14 protein-coding genes are annotated in these 16530 nt (G+C 61.4%); 3 read left to right on the top strand and 11 right to left on the bottom strand.

The features are described from left to right. Positions 1 to 15 precede the first annotated feature (15 nt). The 7 genes from folK to dksA form a co-directional block, all read right to left on the bottom strand. Positions 16 to 510 (bottom strand): 2-amino-4-hydroxy-6-hydroxymethyldihydropteridine diphosphokinase, encoded by a 495-nt coding sequence (folK, locus tag GYM54_RS08775; RefSeq protein ID WP_197445553.1) that lies wholly within the window; start codon positions 508 to 510, stop codon positions 16 to 18. After that, the gene (locus GYM54_RS08770; protein WP_197445554.1) at positions 510 to 1910 is read right to left on the bottom strand and encodes a polynucleotide adenylyltransferase PcnB; all 1401 of its coding nucleotides are present in this window, start codon (positions 1908 to 1910) and stop codon (positions 510 to 512) included. The genes folK and GYM54_RS08770 overlap by 1 nt, the downstream gene beginning before the upstream one ends. Before the next feature lie 653 nt (positions 1911 to 2563). After that, complete coding sequence (locus tag GYM54_RS08765; protein WP_181100326.1) at positions 2564 to 3982, bottom strand: sigma-54 dependent transcriptional regulator; 1419 nt, start codon at positions 3980 to 3982, stop codon at positions 2564 to 2566. 202 nt (positions 3983 to 4184) lie between these two features. Next, positions 4185 to 7139 (bottom strand): sensor histidine kinase, encoded by a 2955-nt coding sequence (locus GYM54_RS08760; protein ID WP_181100328.1) that lies wholly within the window; start codon positions 7137 to 7139, stop codon positions 4185 to 4187. Further along, positions 7123 to 7299, bottom strand: a complete 177-nt coding sequence (locus tag GYM54_RS08755; RefSeq protein ID WP_003095129.1) for a hypothetical protein — start codon at positions 7297 to 7299, stop codon at positions 7123 to 7125. Before GYM54_RS08755 ends, GYM54_RS08760 begins: the two co-directional genes overlap by 17 nt. A 111-nt stretch (positions 7300 to 7410) precedes the next feature. After that, positions 7411 to 8313 carry a tRNA glutamyl-Q(34) synthetase GluQRS gene (gluQRS, locus tag GYM54_RS08750; RefSeq protein ID WP_181100330.1) on the bottom strand — a complete coding sequence of 301 codons (903 nt, stop codon included), beginning with the start codon at positions 8311 to 8313 and terminating at the stop codon, positions 7411 to 7413. A gap of 92 nt (positions 8314 to 8405) precedes the next feature. Further along, positions 8406 to 8849 (bottom strand): RNA polymerase-binding protein DksA, encoded by a 444-nt coding sequence (dksA, locus tag GYM54_RS08745; protein WP_131650762.1) that lies wholly within the window; start codon positions 8847 to 8849, stop codon positions 8406 to 8408. Positions 8850 to 9042: 193 nt separating this feature from the next. Between dksA and GYM54_RS08740 the strand changes: the two genes are divergently transcribed. Next, a complete protein-coding gene (locus GYM54_RS08740) occupies positions 9043 to 10215 on the top strand; it encodes a pyridoxal phosphate-dependent aminotransferase (protein WP_181100332.1) in 1173 nt (390 codons plus the stop codon). After that, positions 10215 to 10922 carry a DNA/RNA nuclease SfsA gene (gene sfsA, locus GYM54_RS08735; protein WP_181100334.1) on the top strand — a complete coding sequence of 236 codons (708 nt, stop codon included), beginning with the start codon at positions 10215 to 10217 and terminating at the stop codon, positions 10920 to 10922. Before GYM54_RS08740 ends, sfsA begins: the two co-directional genes overlap by 1 nt. A gap of 6 nt (positions 10923 to 10928) precedes the next feature. Here sfsA and GYM54_RS08730 read toward each other — a convergent pair whose 3' ends face one another. The 4 genes from GYM54_RS08730 to GYM54_RS08715 form a co-directional block, all read right to left on the bottom strand. Further along, the gene (locus GYM54_RS08730; protein WP_197445555.1) at positions 10929 to 12254 is read right to left on the bottom strand and encodes a sorbosone dehydrogenase family protein; all 1326 of its coding nucleotides are present in this window, start codon (positions 12252 to 12254) and stop codon (positions 10929 to 10931) included. A 43-nt stretch (positions 12255 to 12297) separates the two neighbouring features. Further along, entirely contained in the window at positions 12298 to 12831 is a 534-nt protein-coding gene (locus GYM54_RS08725; protein WP_131650758.1) for an MgtC/SapB family protein, read from the bottom strand. A 64-nt stretch (positions 12832 to 12895) separates the two neighbouring features. After that, positions 12896 to 13918 carry a DUF5924 family protein gene (locus GYM54_RS08720; RefSeq protein ID WP_131650757.1) on the bottom strand — a complete coding sequence of 341 codons (1023 nt, stop codon included), beginning with the start codon at positions 13916 to 13918 and terminating at the stop codon, positions 12896 to 12898. Positions 13919 to 14120: 202 nt separating this feature from the next. After that, the gene (locus tag GYM54_RS08715; protein WP_197445556.1) at positions 14121 to 14603 is read right to left on the bottom strand and encodes a DUF2726 domain-containing protein; all 483 of its coding nucleotides are present in this window, start codon (positions 14601 to 14603) and stop codon (positions 14121 to 14123) included. 982 nt (positions 14604 to 15585) lie between these two features. On the opposite strand from GYM54_RS08715, the gene GYM54_RS08710 reads away from it, so the two are divergent. After that, on the top strand, positions 15586 to 16497 hold the full coding sequence (locus tag GYM54_RS08710) for an SDR family oxidoreductase (protein WP_197445557.1): 912 nt from the start codon (positions 15586 to 15588) through the stop codon (positions 16495 to 16497). Positions 16498 to 16530 lie beyond the last annotated feature (33 nt).

The raw sequence follows: 16530 nt of genomic DNA, 5'->3' as shown, positions 1-16530 counted from the left end.
TCTGTTACCGGTGGGTTACAGCGGTTCGTCGAGGCGTTCGAGGCCTTCGAATGAGCAGGCTGCCAGCAGATCGGCTAGGTTGCGTCCATCTGGAAGCTGCAGATGCTGCGGTGCAATTTCGGCGAGTGGATAGAGCACGAAGGCTCGGGCATGCAGATGATAATGCGGGACGGTCAGGCGCGGCTCGTCGAGTAACCGATCGCCGAACAGCAGGATGTCGAGGTCCAGTGTTCGCGGTCCCCAGCGCTCTGCCTTGCGCTCGCGTCCCTGAGCCTTTTCGATGGATTGCAGCGCGTCGAGCAGATCCAACGGGGCCAGCAAGGTATCGAGCGCGGCGACGGCATTGTTGTAGCGCGGCTGATCCGGTGGGCCGAGCGGGTCGCTGGCGTATAGCGAAGACACCGCAACGAGCCGAGAAGAGGGGACGGCCGCCAATGCCTTGAGCGCACCGCGCAACTGCTCGCGTGGTTCGGCCAGATTGCTGCCCAGGCCGATATAAACCCGTTCCATTATTCGTCGGAGGTCGGTGCGCTTTCGTTCGGGCCGCGCTTGCGTCGATTGTTGCTGCGGCGGCGTTTGCGCGGCGCTCCGTTGGCGTTGTCCTTGCTGCTGAGGCCGCGAATCATGTTGCGACGTTCGCTGTCGCTGGCCTCCTGATAGTCGGTCCACCATTCGCCCAAACCGTCGGTCTGCTCGCCGGCACTCTCGCGCAGCAGGAGGAAATCGTAGCCCGCACGAAAGCGCGGATTGTCCAGCAGCTGATCGGCGCGACGACCCTGACGGCGCGGCAGACGCTCCTGCATGTCCCAGATTTCCCGCATCGGCATGGTGAAACGTTTGGGTATGGCGGTGCGCTGGCACTGTTCCCAGATCAGCTCATGCGCGGCATCCTGCATCGCCGGTATGGGCGGCAATCCTCTGGCCTGCGCTTCGGCGACGCGCGCCGGCAGCGCCGGCCACAGCAGGGCGGCGAACAGGAACGCGGGAGTGACGGGCTTGCCTTGGGCAATGCGCTGATCGGTATTGGCCAGCGCATTGCGGATCAGCGTGTCGGTGTACTCGGGATTGTCTTCCAGCGCCTCGGCGCTAGCCGGGAATAGCGGCGCGAAAAGGTCGTGCTCCAGCAGCAAGTCGAAGGTGCGCTCAGCCTTGCCGCTGAGGAACAGCTTGATGATTTCGTCGAATAGGCGGGCTGAGGGTACATCGTTCAGCAGATCGGCCAGTTCGGCAATGGGTTCGGCGCTGTGCTGCTCGATCTCGAAGTCCAGTTTGGCGGCGAAGCGGACCGCTCGCAGCATGCGCACCGGATCTTCCTGATAACGCTGCTCGGGATCGCCGATCAGGCGGATCAGCCTATTTCGAATGTCATGTACGCCATGGGTATGGTCGAGGATGCGCTCGGTCGAGGGGTCGTAATACAGCGCGTTGATCGTGAAGTCGCGACGCTGGGCATCGTCTTCCAGGCTGCCATAGACGTTGTCGCGCAGGATGCGGCCGCTTTCGTTGCGCGAAGCCAGGTGGCTGGCCTCGTCGTCATCCTCTTCCGGATGATTGGCGCGGAAGGTGGCGACCTCGATGATCTCGCGTCCGAAATGCACATGGACCAGCTTGAAACGTCGACCAATGACTCGAGCGTTACGAAATTCGGCGCGTACTTGCTCAGGCGTGGCGCTGGTGGCGACGTCGTAGTCCTTTGGGTCCAGATCCAGCAGCAGATCGCGGACACAACCGCCCACGACATAAGCCTCGTACCCGGCATGCTGAAGCCGCTCGACCACGCTGACGGCATGTCGGCTCAGATCATTGCGGTGCAGCGAGTGCTGCCGGCTGGACAGTATTTCGGGTGTGCGACGGGGATGCGGCAAACGGCGCAGGGGCAAACGAAAAGACTGGAACAGCTTTTTCAGCATGGGAGGCACTGTGTGGCGAAAGGACTGAGTGGCGAGGCGAATGGCCACGAACGAGCGTGGATTCTAGCACCGGGAGCCGGGATGGTGAACGAAGCGCGGGGAGGTGTCAAAAATGGCCGGGGCCAGAAAGCACTAAGGGGAGCCGAAGCTCCCCTTTTAAATGATGTCGCGTGCTTTGTTGTTATTAGTATTTCGGGCGTGTTGTTTTTGTTTGATCACCCGTTCCTTTCAGCTATCGCTTCCAGGAATTGCTCCTACATTGGGAGCAAAGAGCAAACGGATTGCTTTGGTCGCTGACTTGCCATTGATCATATGATCCAACCAGTTCAGGCTCTGCTTATGCAGTTTTTGTTGTTCTCAGCCTGGTTATGGGGCAAAACCCCATTTGACAGTTCCTCTCCAAAAGAATCAGTTAGCTACGCCTCCGCCTTCTTGTATTTATTCTGCTAGAGCCGGTACGTCTTGTTCTTATTGTGGGTCTGCTTGTTATTGTTGTTGTGCCAGATATAAAGCATTTGCTGTGCCAGTTTTTGAAAGTCCTTATAAAACAGCTGGTTAGCTTTTTTCATCGTCTTTTCGGCCTACAAAAAACCGGGTTCCCGTTACCGATGAACCCGGTTTCTGTTACGTCTCGATGGGGTGGGTAACAACCGCTACCCGGTGGCGCTCGATTTGCGTCGCGGGATTCCCAGACGCTGGCGACGCTCCCATAAGCATTTCCGGCTGATGCCCAGCTTGCGGGCAAGTTCGGTCTCGGTCATGTGATCCTGATGCTCGAGCACGAAATGCTGGAAGTAGTCTTCCAGGGAAAGGTCCTCGGTCGGCTCGTTGTTGGTCGAGACGGCGCCGCCCAGTGGAGCGCAGGGCTCATCGAAGTCGTCGTCGAGAGCGTCGAACTCGATGTCGATGCCCAGCAGCTCCGCGCTGATTTCCTCGCTCTCGCTGAGGATAGCGGCGCGCTCGATGGCATTCTCCAGTTCCCGCACGTTACCCGGCCAGGTGTAATGCCGTACCGCCTGCTCCGCCTCGCGGGAAAAGTGCATCTCATCGGAACCCATGCGTTCGCTCTGCCGCGCCAGAAACGCCTTGGCGATTTCCAGGACGTCGGCGCCGCGCTCGCGCAGGGGCGGCAATTTCAACGCGATGACATGCAGCCGGTAATAAAGGTCTTCGCGAAACTGGCCGTTCTTGGCCAGCGTTTTCAGGTCGCGGTGGGTCGCTGCGATCAGGCGTACGTCGACCTTTTGCGACTGGGTAGAGCCGACGCGCCGGATTTCGCCTTCCTGTAACACGCGTAACAGTCGCGCTTGTGCTTCCAGCGGCAGCTCGCCGATCTCGTCGAGGAACAACGTGCCGCCATCGGCCGCTTCCACCAGGCCGGCGCGACCGGCACTGGCGCCGGTGAACGCACCTTTCTCATGGCCGAAGAGTTCGGATTCGATCAGAGTTTCAGGAATGGCGGCGCAGTTGACCGAGATCATCGGGGCCTTGGCGCGGCGGGAAAGATTGTGCAGCGCGCGTGCGACGAGCTCCTTACCTGTGCCCGATTCACCCTGGATCAGCACGTTGGAATCGGTTGGTGCGACCTTGCGAATCTTGCTGAACAGATCCTGCATCGGGCCGCAGCGGCCAATGATGCCGATCTCGCCGTTACCGGAGCCGCTATCTGTTACCGGGCCCGCGGCGCTGCGCGAGGCGGCAGCCGGAGCGGTGGCTGCCTGCTGTCGATCGTGGAGGATGCGAGCTACGGTCTGCAGCATTTCGTCGTGATCGAAAGGCTTGGCGATGTAGTCCACCGCGCCCATTTTCATCGAGTCCACCGCGGAGCGCAGGCTCGCGTAGCTGGTCATGATCAGCACCGGAGTGCCTTCGGCGAGCTTGATCAGCTCGGTGCCGGGCGCGCCGGGAAGGCGCAGATCACTGACGATGAGGTCGAAACCCGGAATGCTGTAGCGCTCCTGCGCTTCCTGCACCGATCCGGCTTCGCTGACTTCGTACTGGTTGCGTTCGAGGAGTCGGCGTAAGGCGGAGCGGATGATGGTTTCGTCTTCGACGATCAGAATATGTGACATCAGTACTCTCTCGACGGTCTGAAAGCGGCTGCAGCTCGGTAGGAAAGGGCGCGTCGCGGAGCCTGTTCCGCAGCCTGTGCAAGCGGTCGCGATGGGGCGGGGCCTGCCGCCGGGCTGGAGGCCACTTTCGCAAGCCCCGACTCGGCCGGTTCCCCGCTGAGTTGTACATGGCAGCTATGCCTGAACAACGCCCATCGCCTCGTCAATCAACGGTATCGTTCGTCCCGACATATCGCGGCAGGGTAATGCGGAAACGAGTTCCGCGTTGGGTTTCAGCATTTGCCGGACTGTCGATGTTGATCTGCCCATAATGCTCTTCCACGATCGAATAGACCAGCGCGAGGCCCAGTCCAGTGCCTTCGCCTGGATCCTTGGTAGTGAAGAACGGCTCGAAAAGACGGTCCAGAATCGATTGCGGAATACCGCTGCCTTCGTCTTCGACGATGAGGTAGACGGTCTGCTCGGACACCTCGCTGCGGACCCGGATCGCGTCGCCGGGCTCCGATGCATCGCGAGCATTGGATAGCAGGTTGATCAATACCTGAGCGAGACGCTGAGGGTCGCCTTCGGCCAGATGCTCGGGGTCGCACAGGTTGAAAAAGCGCACCTCGGTTCCGTGGCGGTTGAGCGACAGCAGAGCGATCGCATCCTGCGCCACTTCCGCGAGGCTGACCGGATAAAAATCCTGCTGCCTGCCGCCAGCGTGGGCAAAACTCATCAGCGACTGGACGATGCGCGAAACGCGCTTGGTCTGCTCGACGATCTGGTTGCTGATTTCGCTGATCTCATGATCGGCTTCGCGCTCCTCGCGTAGATTCTGCGCCAAGCAGGCGATGCCGGTGATCGGGTTACCGATTTCGTGGGCGACGCCGGCTGCCAGGCGCCCGATGCTGGCCAGGCGTTCGGAGTGCACCAAGCGGTCTTCCAGCTGCTGGGTTTCGGTGAGGTCTTCGATCAGCAGGACCAGGCCGCTGTTGCCGGGCGCCAGCGGCTCGGCGATGGCAGCCTTGTGCAGGTTCAGGCAGCGGCTGTGGCCGTCCAGTTGCAGTCTCTGCTTATGCAGGTGCTCGTCGCTCTGTCCGATGAAATCCATCAGCAGGCTCTGCCAGGGTTCGGCGATGGTCGACAGGCGCGAGCCGACCACTTGCAGCGCCGGAATCTCGGTAAGTTCCTCCAGCGCACGGTTCCACATCAGGATTTCCTGGTCCTTGGCCAATGAGCAAACGCCCATGGGCAGCTCTTGCAGGGTCTGGCGGTGATAGCGGCGCAGCGCATCGAGCTCCGCGGCGAGGCCGGTGAGGCGCGAGTGATAATCCTCAAGGCGGCTTTCGATGAAGTGGATGTCTTCGGTCACGTAGCCGCTCGCGCCGTTCTTGTAGGAGAGGAAATTCTCCACGATATCCTGGGCAACGCTCGGCCCCATCAGCCCGGACAGGTTCGCCTCGATGCGATCGCGCAGCCGGCGCAAGGCGTAAGGACGGTGTTCATCGAACGGCAGCTGCAGATCTCTCAGCGCCTGTTCCACCTCGCGCTGTGCGGTCTTGGCGCCCAGTGGCTTGGCGAGTTGCGTGGCGAATTCTTGTGGCGAGGCTGCGGCCAGTTCGCGTCGCTGTGGCCGGCGCACGTTCTCGACGGCGCAGGCTTCCGCCGCGGCCTGTTCCTCTGCGCTGGTCTCGGTGAAGATTGAGAACAGCGAGAAAGCCAGCACGTTGACCGCCAGCGAGGCGATCGCCGCCAGGTGCCAGCTGGTGTCGTCGAGCACGTAGACGACGTTGAACAGCGGGATGTAGATGCCATCCAGATTGCCTACCAGTGGCAGCAGCATGGTCAGCACCCAGACCGCGATGCCGGCCAGCAGCCCGACGATATAACCGCGGCGATTGGCGGTCGGCCAGTAGAGCACCGAGAGCACGCCCGGCAGGAACTGCAGCGTGGCGACGAAGGCGACGATGCCTAGGTTGGACAGGTCCTGCTCGGCGCCGAGCAGTAGATAGAAGCCGTAACCGGCCATGATGATTGCCAGGATCAGGCTGCGTCGGGTCCATTTCAGCCAGCGATAGATGTTGCCTTCGGTAGGCGGCTGGTACAGCGGCAACACCAGATGGTTGAGCGCCATCCCCGACAGCGCCAGGGTGCTGACGATGATCAGCCCGCTGGATGCCGAAAGGCCTCCGACGAAGGCCACCAGCGTCAGCATTTCACTCTGCGCGCTGATGCCGAGGCCCAAGGTGAAGTATTCCGGGTTGGTGCTGACGCCGAGTTTGAGGCCAGCCCAGAGAATCAGCGGCACGGCCAGGCTCATCAGCAACAGATACAACGGCAGGCCCCAGCTGGCGCTCACCAGCGCCCGAGGATTGAGGTTCTCTGTGAACGTCATGTGGTACATGTGCGGCATGACGATGGCCGAGGCGAAAAATACCAGCAGCAGGGTTCGCCAAGGGCCTTCCTGCAACGGTGTGTGCAGTGCCTGCAACGCAGACTGATTCTGCAGCAGCCAGATCTCCAGCTGATGCGGGCCGCCGAACACGACATAAAGGGCATAGACGCCAATGGCGCCGAAGGTCAGCAGCTTGACCACCGACTCGAAGGCGATGGCGAACACCAGCCCCTCGTGCTTCTCGCGTGTCGCGATATGCCGAGCGCCGAAGAGGATGGTGAACAGCATGATCATCACGCAATAACCCAGCGCCACGCGCTCCTGCAGCGGCTCGAGCGTGAGAATGCCGATGGCGTCGGCTACCGCCTGAATCTGCAGGGCCAGCAGCGGCAGCATGCCGACCAGCATGACGATGGTGGTCAGCGCGCCGGCCCAGGTGCTGCGAAAGCGGAAGGCGAACAGGTCCGCCAGCGAGGCCAGCTGGTAGGTGCGGGTGATACGCAGGATTGGATAGAGCAGCACCGGCGCCAGCAAAAAGGCGCCGCAGACACCTAAATAAGTGGCAAGAAATCCGTAGCCGTACTGATAGGCCAGGCCGACCGTGCCGTAGAACGCCCAGGCGCTGGCATAGACGCCCAGCGACAGGGTGTAGGTCAGCGGGTGGCGGATCACCCAGCGCGGAATCAGCCCGCGCTCGCTGACCCAGGCGACCCCGAACAGCACCAACAGATAGGCGACGCTGATCAGGATCAGATGGCTGAGGCTAAAGCTCGTCTGCATCGCGCTGGCTCTGAAGGATGAAAGTCACCACGATGAGGATCAGCCACAACAGATAGGGCCGATACCAGGCGCCGTTGGGGTCGATCCACCAGTCCATGATCGCAGGGGAGAACAGATAGATCCCCACCACCAGGAGCAGCACCAGTCGGTAGATGTACATGCTGGAACTCGTGTCGGAAGTTGGGGATGGTAAAGGAAGCAGCTGGAAGCTTGAAGCCGAAAGCTTGAAGCCATAGCGCGGCGATTCTCACACTTGGATTAGCTTCCAGCTTTAGACCAATTGCGCCTCAGCCAGCGTCAGTGTGCGCGGGATGAGGTCGGCATCCCAGCGCGGGACCGCCCAGGCGAGGACTTCGCCGGGCAGGGCGTCGTTCAGTTCTGGGGCGGTTGGTTGGCCGAGGGCGCGCAATGCGCGGAGCAGCAGCGGGGTGGCTTGCTCGGGTTGCAGGGGCGGTGAGCGGTAGCTTTTGCCCAGCTTGTGCCCGTCCGGCTGAATGATCAGCGGCACATGCAGATAGCGTGGCTGCGGCAGGCCGAGCAGTTCTTGCAGGTACAGCTGGCGCGGCGTGGAGTCGAGCAGATCGGCACCGCGCACCACGTCGGTCACGCCCTGCCAGGCGTCGTCTAGTACCACGGCAAGCTGATAGGCGAACAAGCCGTCGCGGCGACGAATGACGAAGTCGCCGACCTCGCGTCCCAGGTGCTGGCCGAATTTGCCCTGTACGCGGTCGGTGAAGCGATATTCCAGGTTCGGCACGCGCAGGCGAATCGCGGCGTTTTCCAAGGGCTGGCCCGCGTCGCGGCAGAAGCCGGGATAGGGCCCTGGATAGGCTTCGAGCTGCTTGCGCGAGCAAAGGCACGGGTAGGCCAGGCCCTCGCGCAGCAGCCGTTCGATCATTTCCTCATACACCGCATGGCGCTCGCTCTGGCGCTGCATGGAGCCATCCCACTCGAAACCGTAGGCTTCCAGCGCCTGCATGATGGCGTCCTGCGCGCCGGGCATCTCCCGTGGCGGATCGAGGTCTTCCATGCGCAGCAGCCAGCGGCCGCCCACGGCACGGGCATCGAGGTAGGAGGCGAGTGCGGCAATCAGCGAGCCGAAGTGCAGGTAGCCGCTGGGTGTCGGGGCAAAGCGTCCAATGTAGTTGGATGTCGAGGGCAGGGGAGAAGGCATGGGCCGGCTCGGGTGGTGGATCAGCGAGGCGGGATACTGCGCAGACGCGCGAGGTGGAAATGAAGCGGGGCGCCGAAGCGCCCCGTTCGGGATCAGGAACCGATCTGCTTTTCCTTGATCTCCGCCAGCGTCTTGCAGTCGATGCACAGCGTGGCAGTAGGGCGGGCTTCCAGACGGCGGATGCCGATCTCGACGCCGCAAGAGTCACACCAGCCGTATTCGTTGTCTTCGATCAGCTGCAGCGTCTCGTCGATCTTCTTGATCAGCTTGCGCTCACGATCGCGTGCGCGCAGTTCGAGGCTGAACTCTTCTTCCTGGCTGGCGCGGTCGGCTGGGTCGGGGAAGTTGGCCGCTTCGTCCTGCATGTGGTGCACGGTGCGATCGACTTCCTCCATCAGCTCCTGCTTCCACTTGTTGAGAATGCCGGTGAAGTGAGCGCGCATGTCGTCGCTCATGTACTCCTCACCCTTGGATTCCTTGTAGGGCACGAAGGCGCGAATCAATTGGTTGTTGGGTGTTGTTTTGGTAATGGGCATGGATGAACGCCTCTCGCTATGTCCATTGCGCAGGATAATGAAATCCCTCTGCCGGCCCGTGCCGGCCCTGCGGCTGCAAGCGGGCGAACTTACCAGATCGTATCGGGGTGCGCTACTCCCGAGTATCACGGTGGCTGCGGTGTTAGAGGGACCTTCGGTAGAATTCACGTTTTGTACTCTTCAGGACGGTCAGATGACCTCGTCATATAGCGCGCGTAGTCGTGCAATCGAACCCTTTCATGTCATGGCACTGCTGGCGCGAGCCAACGAGTTGCAGGCGCTGGGCCGTGACGTCATTCACCTGGAAATCGGCGAGCCGGACTTCACCACCGCTGCGCCCATCGTCGCGGCCGGTCAGGCTGCCCTGGCGGCCGGCCATACCCGTTATACCGCTGCCCGAGGGTTGCCACAGCTGCGCGAGGCGATTGCCGGTTTCTACGAGCAGCGCTATCAACTGTCTATTGACCCCGAACGCGTGCTGATTACTCCCGGCGGATCAGGTGCGCTGCTGCTTGCCAGCAGCCTGCTGGTCGATCCGGGCAAGCATTGGCTGCTTGCCGACCCCGGCTACCCCTGCAATCGGCATTTCCTGCGCCTGATCGAAGGCGCCGCTCAACTGGTGCCGGTGGGCGCCGATGTCCGCTATCAGCTGACGCCCGATCTGGTCGAGCGCCATTGGGACCAGGATAGCGTTGGCGCCCTGGTCGCCTCACCGGCCAATCCCACCGGAACGCTGCTCAACCGGGACGAATTGGCGGGCCTATCTGCGGCGCTGAAGGCGCGGGGCGGGCATCTGGTGGTGGACGAGATCTACCACGGCCTCACTTACGGCACCGACGCCGCCAGCGTGCTGGAGGTGGATGACGAAGCCTTCGTGCTGAATAGCTTTTCCAAGTATTTCGGCATGACCGGCTGGCGCCTGGGCTGGCTGGTGGCACCGGAAGCTGCCGTGCCCGAGCTGGAGAAGCTGGCGCAGAACCTCTACATCAGCGCACCGACCATGGCCCAGCATGCGGCGCTGGCCTGCTTCGAGTCGGCCACGCTGGAAATCCTCGAAGCGCGCCGCGCCGAGTTCGCCAGACGTCGCGATTTCTTGCTTCCGGCCCTGCGTGAGCTGGGTTTCGGCATCGCCGTGGAGCCCGAGGGCGCTTTCTATCTATATGCCGATATCAGCGCTTTCGGCGGCGATGCCTTGGCCTTCTGCCAGCACATGCTGGAAACCGAGTTCGTCGCGATCACGCCGGGTCTCGATTTCGGTCGTTATCAGGCCGGGCATCATGTGCGCTTCGCCTATACCCAGGACCTGTCGCAGCTAGAAGCGGCGGTCGAACGTATCGCTCGTGGCCTGCAGAGCTGGCAAGGCTGATGCGCTTCGCTACGCCCCTGGAAACGGGCCGGCTGGTCCGGCGCTACAAGCGCTTCCTCGCCGATATCGTCACCGATAGCGGCGAGCATCTATGCATTCACTGCCCCAACACCGGTTCGATGCTCAACTGCATGGGTGAGGGCGCGCGTGTCTGGTTTCAGCGCAGTAGCGATCCCAAGCGCAAGCTGCCGGGCACCTGGGAGTTGGTGGAAACGCCGCAGGGGCGGCTGGCCTGCGTGAATACCGCGCGTGCCAATCGCTTGGTGGAAGAGGCTCTGTTGGCCGGCGTGATCGAGGAATTGGCGGGTTTCACCGCGCTCAGGCGTGAAGTTGCCTACGGCATTGAAAACAGTCGGGTGGATTTCCGCCTGGATTATCCGACGGGGCCAGCGTTCGTCGAGGTCAAGAGCGTCACCCTTGGTTTTGGCGATACGGCGGTGGCGGCCTTCCCCGATGCGGTAACCACTCGCGGCGCACGCCATCTGCGTGAGCTGGCTGCGCTGGCGCGTGACGGTATACGCGCGGTGCAGTTGTATTGCGTGAACCTGTCAGGCATCGAGGCGGTCCGCCCGGCGAGCGAAATCGACCCGCTGTATGCCGCCGCGTTGCGCGATGCGGTGGCAGCCGGCGTCGAGGTACTGGCCTACAGCGTCGAGCTTTCGCCCGAAGAAATTCGCCTGTCGCGCCGGCTCCCGGTGATTCTGTGAGTTCTCTCAGTCATCGTTTGGCGTCACGCGCCAGATGATGTCACCGACGTCATCGGCCACCAGCAGCGCGCCAGTCTTATCGACGGCTACACCCACCGGACGGCCCAAGGCTTCCTCGTCGGCGCTGAGAAAGCCGGTAAGGATGTCCTCGGCCGCGCCGTCCGGTTTGCCATTGTCGAACGGCACGAATACCACCTTGTAACCACTGCGTGGATTGCGATTCCAGGAACCGTGCTGGCCGATGAAGGCGCCGTGACGGTAACGCTCCGGCAGCAGAGCGCCTTCGTAGAACGTCAGCCCCATCGAAGAGGTATGGGCGCCCAAGGCGTAATCGGGAACGATGGCTTTTGCCACCCGATCCGGCCGTGGTGGCTGGGCGCGCTCGTCGACATGCTGACCGAAGTAGCTGTAGGGCCAGCCATAGAACCCGCCGTCCTGCACCGAAGTCATGTAATCGGGCACCAGATCGCTACCAATCTGGTCGCGCTCGTTGACCGTCGTCCAAAGCCCGCCGCTGTCCGGTTGCCAGGCCAGACCATTGGGATTGCGCAGGCCCGAGGCGAACAGGCGCAGGGTCTTTTTCTGCGGATCGACTTCCAGGATGGCGGCGCGGTTTTCCTCGGCCTCTATCCCGTTTTCCGCGACGTTGCTGTTGGAGCCGCTGGTGACATAGAGACGCGAACCGTCCTGGCTGGCGATCACGTTCTTGGTCCAGTGATGGTTGATCGGCCCGGCGGGCAGGGCGACGACTTTCTCGCTTTCGCTTTCGCTGTCGATACGGATGGCGCTCTCTTCATAGGGGAAGCGCACCAGCGCATCGGTGTTGGCGACATAGAGCTGATCACCCACCAGCGCCATGCCGAACGGTGAATTCAATCCTTCGAGGAACACGCTACGTTTTTCCGGCGTGCCGTCGCCATCGGCGTCGCGCAGCAGGGTGATGCGGTTGGCGCTCTGGCCGCCGGAGCCGGCTCGGGCCATGACCTTCTTCGTGATCCAGCCGCGCAGGCCCTTGTTGCCTTCCGGTTTTGCCGGCGCGTCGCTTTCGGCCACCAGTACGTCGCCGTTGGGCAAGACATAAAGCCAGCGTGGATGATCCAGATCCCGCGCGAAGGCTTCGACCCGTAGGCCGGGCGCCGCTTGCGGCTTCGCTTCATCAGGCCAGCCGGTAGCCTTGGCGATCTTGACGGTGGGTATCAGTGATTCGTTCGGCTCCGGAAGGACCGGGTCCGGCCCGTAACCCGACTCCACAGGAACCGTTGCGGTATCGCCGCAGCCAGCAAGGATGAGCAGCAAGGTGACGGCGACAGGGTAGGCGTAGCGGCTTGGCATGGCGGTATCTGCTTGTGTGGCTCAGTTGTGAAGCCGCGCCGAATCAAGGGTGTGGTTCGCGGTCGCGGCCCTGTTTTTTATCGTGTTCGTCAACGGCCGTTTTGGTGGCGTGTTGCTCCAGCCGCGGCATGATCAGGAAGATGGCCAGCGCAAAGCAGGTAGTCAGTACTGCCGTTGCTTCGTGGCCGAGCCCGGCAGCGACGCCGATGGTGGCGGTCAGCCAGATGCCAGCCGCAGTGGTCAGCCCTTTGACGTCGCGCTGCGAGCTGCCCTTGAGAATGGTGCCGGCGCCGAGGAAACCGATCCCGGTAATGATGCCCTGCATGACTCGCGACAGATCCTCGAGTGGCATGCCAGCCTCGAGCGGTACCAGCACGAACAGCGCGGCGCCGAGTGCCACCAGCATGTGCGTTCGCAGGCCCGCCGCCTTGCCTTTGTATTCCCGTTCATAGCCCAGAATGCCACCGAGTGCCGCCGCCAGGAGTAAGCGCATCGACACGCGAATCAAATGCTCCAGATCAGGGATGTCGGAGAATTCCGATGCAACGGTGCGGCTCAATATTTCCCACCATTCCATGCATGCCTCCGCCTGGCTCCACGCTGGTGACTGTCTGAGTTCGAGTCGTGACAGGCATGGCGGTTCACTGGGTGACTTCGAAGCGCAGCATGCCGATCATTTGCCCGGCTTCGGTCAGGACCCGCACGCGCCAGCGGCCTTCCGGCTTGCCTGGGAAGTTGCGCTTGTGGGTCCAGGCGCGATAACCCGCCTCGCGTCCTCCGCTTATGTCCAGGGGAATGCGGTCGACGCGTCGGCCGTTGTGCTCCCAGACATGGTAGATGCGTTCCTTCAAGCCGCGTGGTGCATTGATTGCGGTAAAGGCATAGAGGCCATTGCCGTGCAACTCCTGGCTGGATAGCTGGCGCAAGCGGTTGCCAGGCTTGCGCGAGGCATCGTCGATGCTCATGGTCACGGCAACGTCGGTCAGCCACAGCGTCGCCGGCGGGACCCAGGTGCGACCCACCCAACCCGCCAGCCCGACGCTGAGCGCAAGCAACGGGATGGCGATCAGGCTTTTCCAGTTCCATTCGGGGAAGAAGCTGAGAAGGCTGGGCAATGCCAGCAACACGGCAATGACCAGAGAGCACAGGTAGCTCTGCGGCGTGGACAGGTGAAAGATGATGGGCAGCGCCGTCAGCAGGACCGCGAACAACGTCAGCGCATGGAAGGCCAGATAGATCCAGCGACGCGGCGCCAGCCATTTGTAGTACAGCGGGTCGATCAGCGAGACCAGCGCGGCGACCCCCAACAACACTGTGAACGCCGACTGGCCACTGTTCCAAGTGGTGGTAATGAAGAAGAACGGAATGATGAAGAACAGGCTTTCCTGATGCACCATCTGCGTGACGTAACGCAGCAGCGGAGGCGGGACCTTCCAGCCGAACCGGCGTTCCACGCCGCGACGCAGGCTGTTTTCCAGCATCAACCAGAGCCAGCTGGCTAGCATCACTGCCGCGATCACCTTCGCCAGCCCGGCATGGCGCTCCACAAGAACGAAGCTGGCAATGCCCGAGCAGAATCCGAACAGCGCGACGACGCCTGGATAGCGAAGGATCAGGCGCGAGGCCAGATTGAAAAGGCCGGCAAGGCGGGATTTCAGTAGCATCTCGGTTTCACGCTAAGCGGTACCTTCTGTAACTGTTTGGGGCCGGCTGGAGACTGGAGAGTCTGTGCAAGCTAGTCGTCTGATTAATCGCGACACACGTGAATGCGCTATGCGTCTTCAGGCGGCGATTATCCGTTACCGAATAGACATTGGCTCCCTTGTCCGTTCAAGCGTGCTGAAGTCGGACCGCATGGATAGCTGGCTACTGACGATCAACAGTGGCCTGAACGATCGCAGCCCGTACATCCGTATAGGAACGTGCCGTTTCCGGCGACAGGCGTACCAGCGGCAAGCCGACGGTCTGGCTGAGTTCATCGAGAAAGGCATTGGCTTCGGTTGCCTGCTCCATCTCGATTGCGCAGCGAGGCTCCAGCGTCTCCCGGTCGCACAGAAGAAAGTCGAAGCGCGCCGCCGAAATCCGATTGACTGCCTGATACCAGGGGGCTCGCCGTGGTATCGCCGTCACCTCGATCACGTCGGCGACCCGTACCTTGCTGAGAATCAGATAGTCGTCTGCCGCTTGCTGTAGTAGCGCCAGAAGTTCAGTTTCGCTTGGTTGAAAGAACGGGCGTTTCAGCTGGTAGGGCATGCGCAGCGCAGGATGCCTGTATTGTCGCTGCTTGATGAAGAAGACCAGGACGAAACAGGCGAACGCCACCAGTACCAGTCCTATGAAACCAGTCATTTCACCCCCGGCGATTGCGCGCGCGCCTGGGTTGTCGCAACAGGACGGACAAGCATGCGGATACTCCAGCTCAAGTTGAATTCGAACATTGGAGCGAGCGGATGCAGGCGAGTTCGTTCATCGCGACCGTGGTGGTCGTGTTTCAGCTGTGCGGGTTTGGGCGGGGTGTGTGGTCGCCTGCTTGAAAGTTAGATAGTTATCCCCGGTTACTGTGGAGATGCTTGTGGATAAGCCCCGGCGAACACTATGGAGGAGCCGGTATAGCTGAGCTGTAAGCCATTGTTCGATTTTTATCCGCCGTGGGTCCGAGAAAGCGATGCATGGCAAGCGGGCCGGTTAAACGACCGGTTCGCCAGCGCAACTGCCGGCGACAGCCGAAGCGTAATTGGCGAACAGTGTTTGAAAGAAGTTGAAGTTAGGCATCGTCGCGGTCCTTGTGAAATTGGAAGAAGGTTATCGCGCTGTATCGTCGGTCGCTCTTAGTTTATGGCCATGGCTACGATAGTCACTCGCGGTGCGTACAGTTATCCCCGTCCGCTGTGCAACGATCTGTGGATAAGCTCTTCGTGCTTTTCTATGTGCCGCGCCGATAGCGGTGTTGAGCTGGCTGGTTATTTTTTATCCAAGCTCGTCTTTAATAGATGTAAACCTTTGAAAATGCGCCATCAACAGGCCGAGTCGAGGCAAATAGATGAAACGGAGATGGGGTTTTGCACTTATCCCGAATAGCTGTGGGGCGTTCTGTGGATAAGGTGGGGAGATGAGCTGTCCGAGCCCGTTGCGGCTGGTTTGCAGACGGTCGTACAAAAAATAGCCAGCGTTGCGCTTGATCATTCGAACCGGCACCGACCTCGCTATCATCCCGCAGCGTTATGCCGCGGCATTCATTCATGGCCGTTTGATTGTGAGCCGTACTCGCCTCGTCGACACTCGCGGCACCTTTGCAACGTCATCCAATAACAATCTGCTGGAGGAATCTCGTATGACTGAAGCCATCCGCTTCGAAGACAAGGTGGTGATCGTGACCGGCGCCGGTGGCGGGCTCGGTCGCGCCCATGCACTGCTGTTCGCTCGTCATGGTGCCAAGGTGGTGGTCAACGATCTCGGTGGCAGCGCTCAGGGCGAAGGCGCCAACAGCTCGGCTGCCGATCGCGTGGTCGAGGAAATCTGTCAGGCTGGCGGTACGGCCGTCGCCAACCACGACTCCGTAACCGACGGCGAGAAGATCGTCCAGCATGCGCTCGACGCCTTCGGGCGCATCGATGTGGTGGTGAACAACGCCGGCATTCTGCGCGACAAGACCTTCCACAAGATGGACGACGCTGACTGGGATCTGGTCTACAAGGTGCACGTCGAAGGCGCTTACAAAGTCACCCGCGCCGCCTGGCCGCACATGCGCGAGCAGGGTTATGGTCGAGTAATCTTCACCGCGTCCACGTCCGGTATCTACGGCAATTTCGGCCAATCCAACTACGGCATGGCCAAGTTGGGTCTCTACGGCCTGACACGCACCCTGGCACTGGAGGGACGCAAGAACAATATTTTGGTCAATGCCATCGCGCCTACCGGCGGCACGCGGATGACCGAGGGCCTGATTCCTCCGCAGGTCTTCGAGCAGCTCAAGCCCGAGTTGGTCAGCCCACTGGTTGTGTACCTGGCCAGCGAGCAATGCCAGGAGACATCCGGGCTGTTCGAAGTCGGTGGTGGCTGGATGGGCAAGGTGCGTTGGGAGCGCAGCCTGGGCGTCGGATTCGATCCGAAGGCGGGCTTCGATGCCGAAGACGTCGCGGCCAACTGGCAGCAAATCTGCGATTTCGAGAATGCCGCGCACCCGGCTGACAACCTGGCAGCGTTGAAGGAAATGATGGCCAATCTGCAAAAGTTCGCCGGCTAAGCTGCCGCGTGGTACCGGGGCTCAGCGCGCAAA

The sequence above is a fragment of the Pseudomonas sp. MTM4 genome, assembly GCF_019355055.1.
Taxonomy (GTDB): Bacteria; Pseudomonadota; Gammaproteobacteria; order Pseudomonadales; family Pseudomonadaceae; genus Stutzerimonas.
Note: the sequence above shows the minus strand (reverse complement) of the source record. Positions and strands in the feature narration are given on the sequence as shown.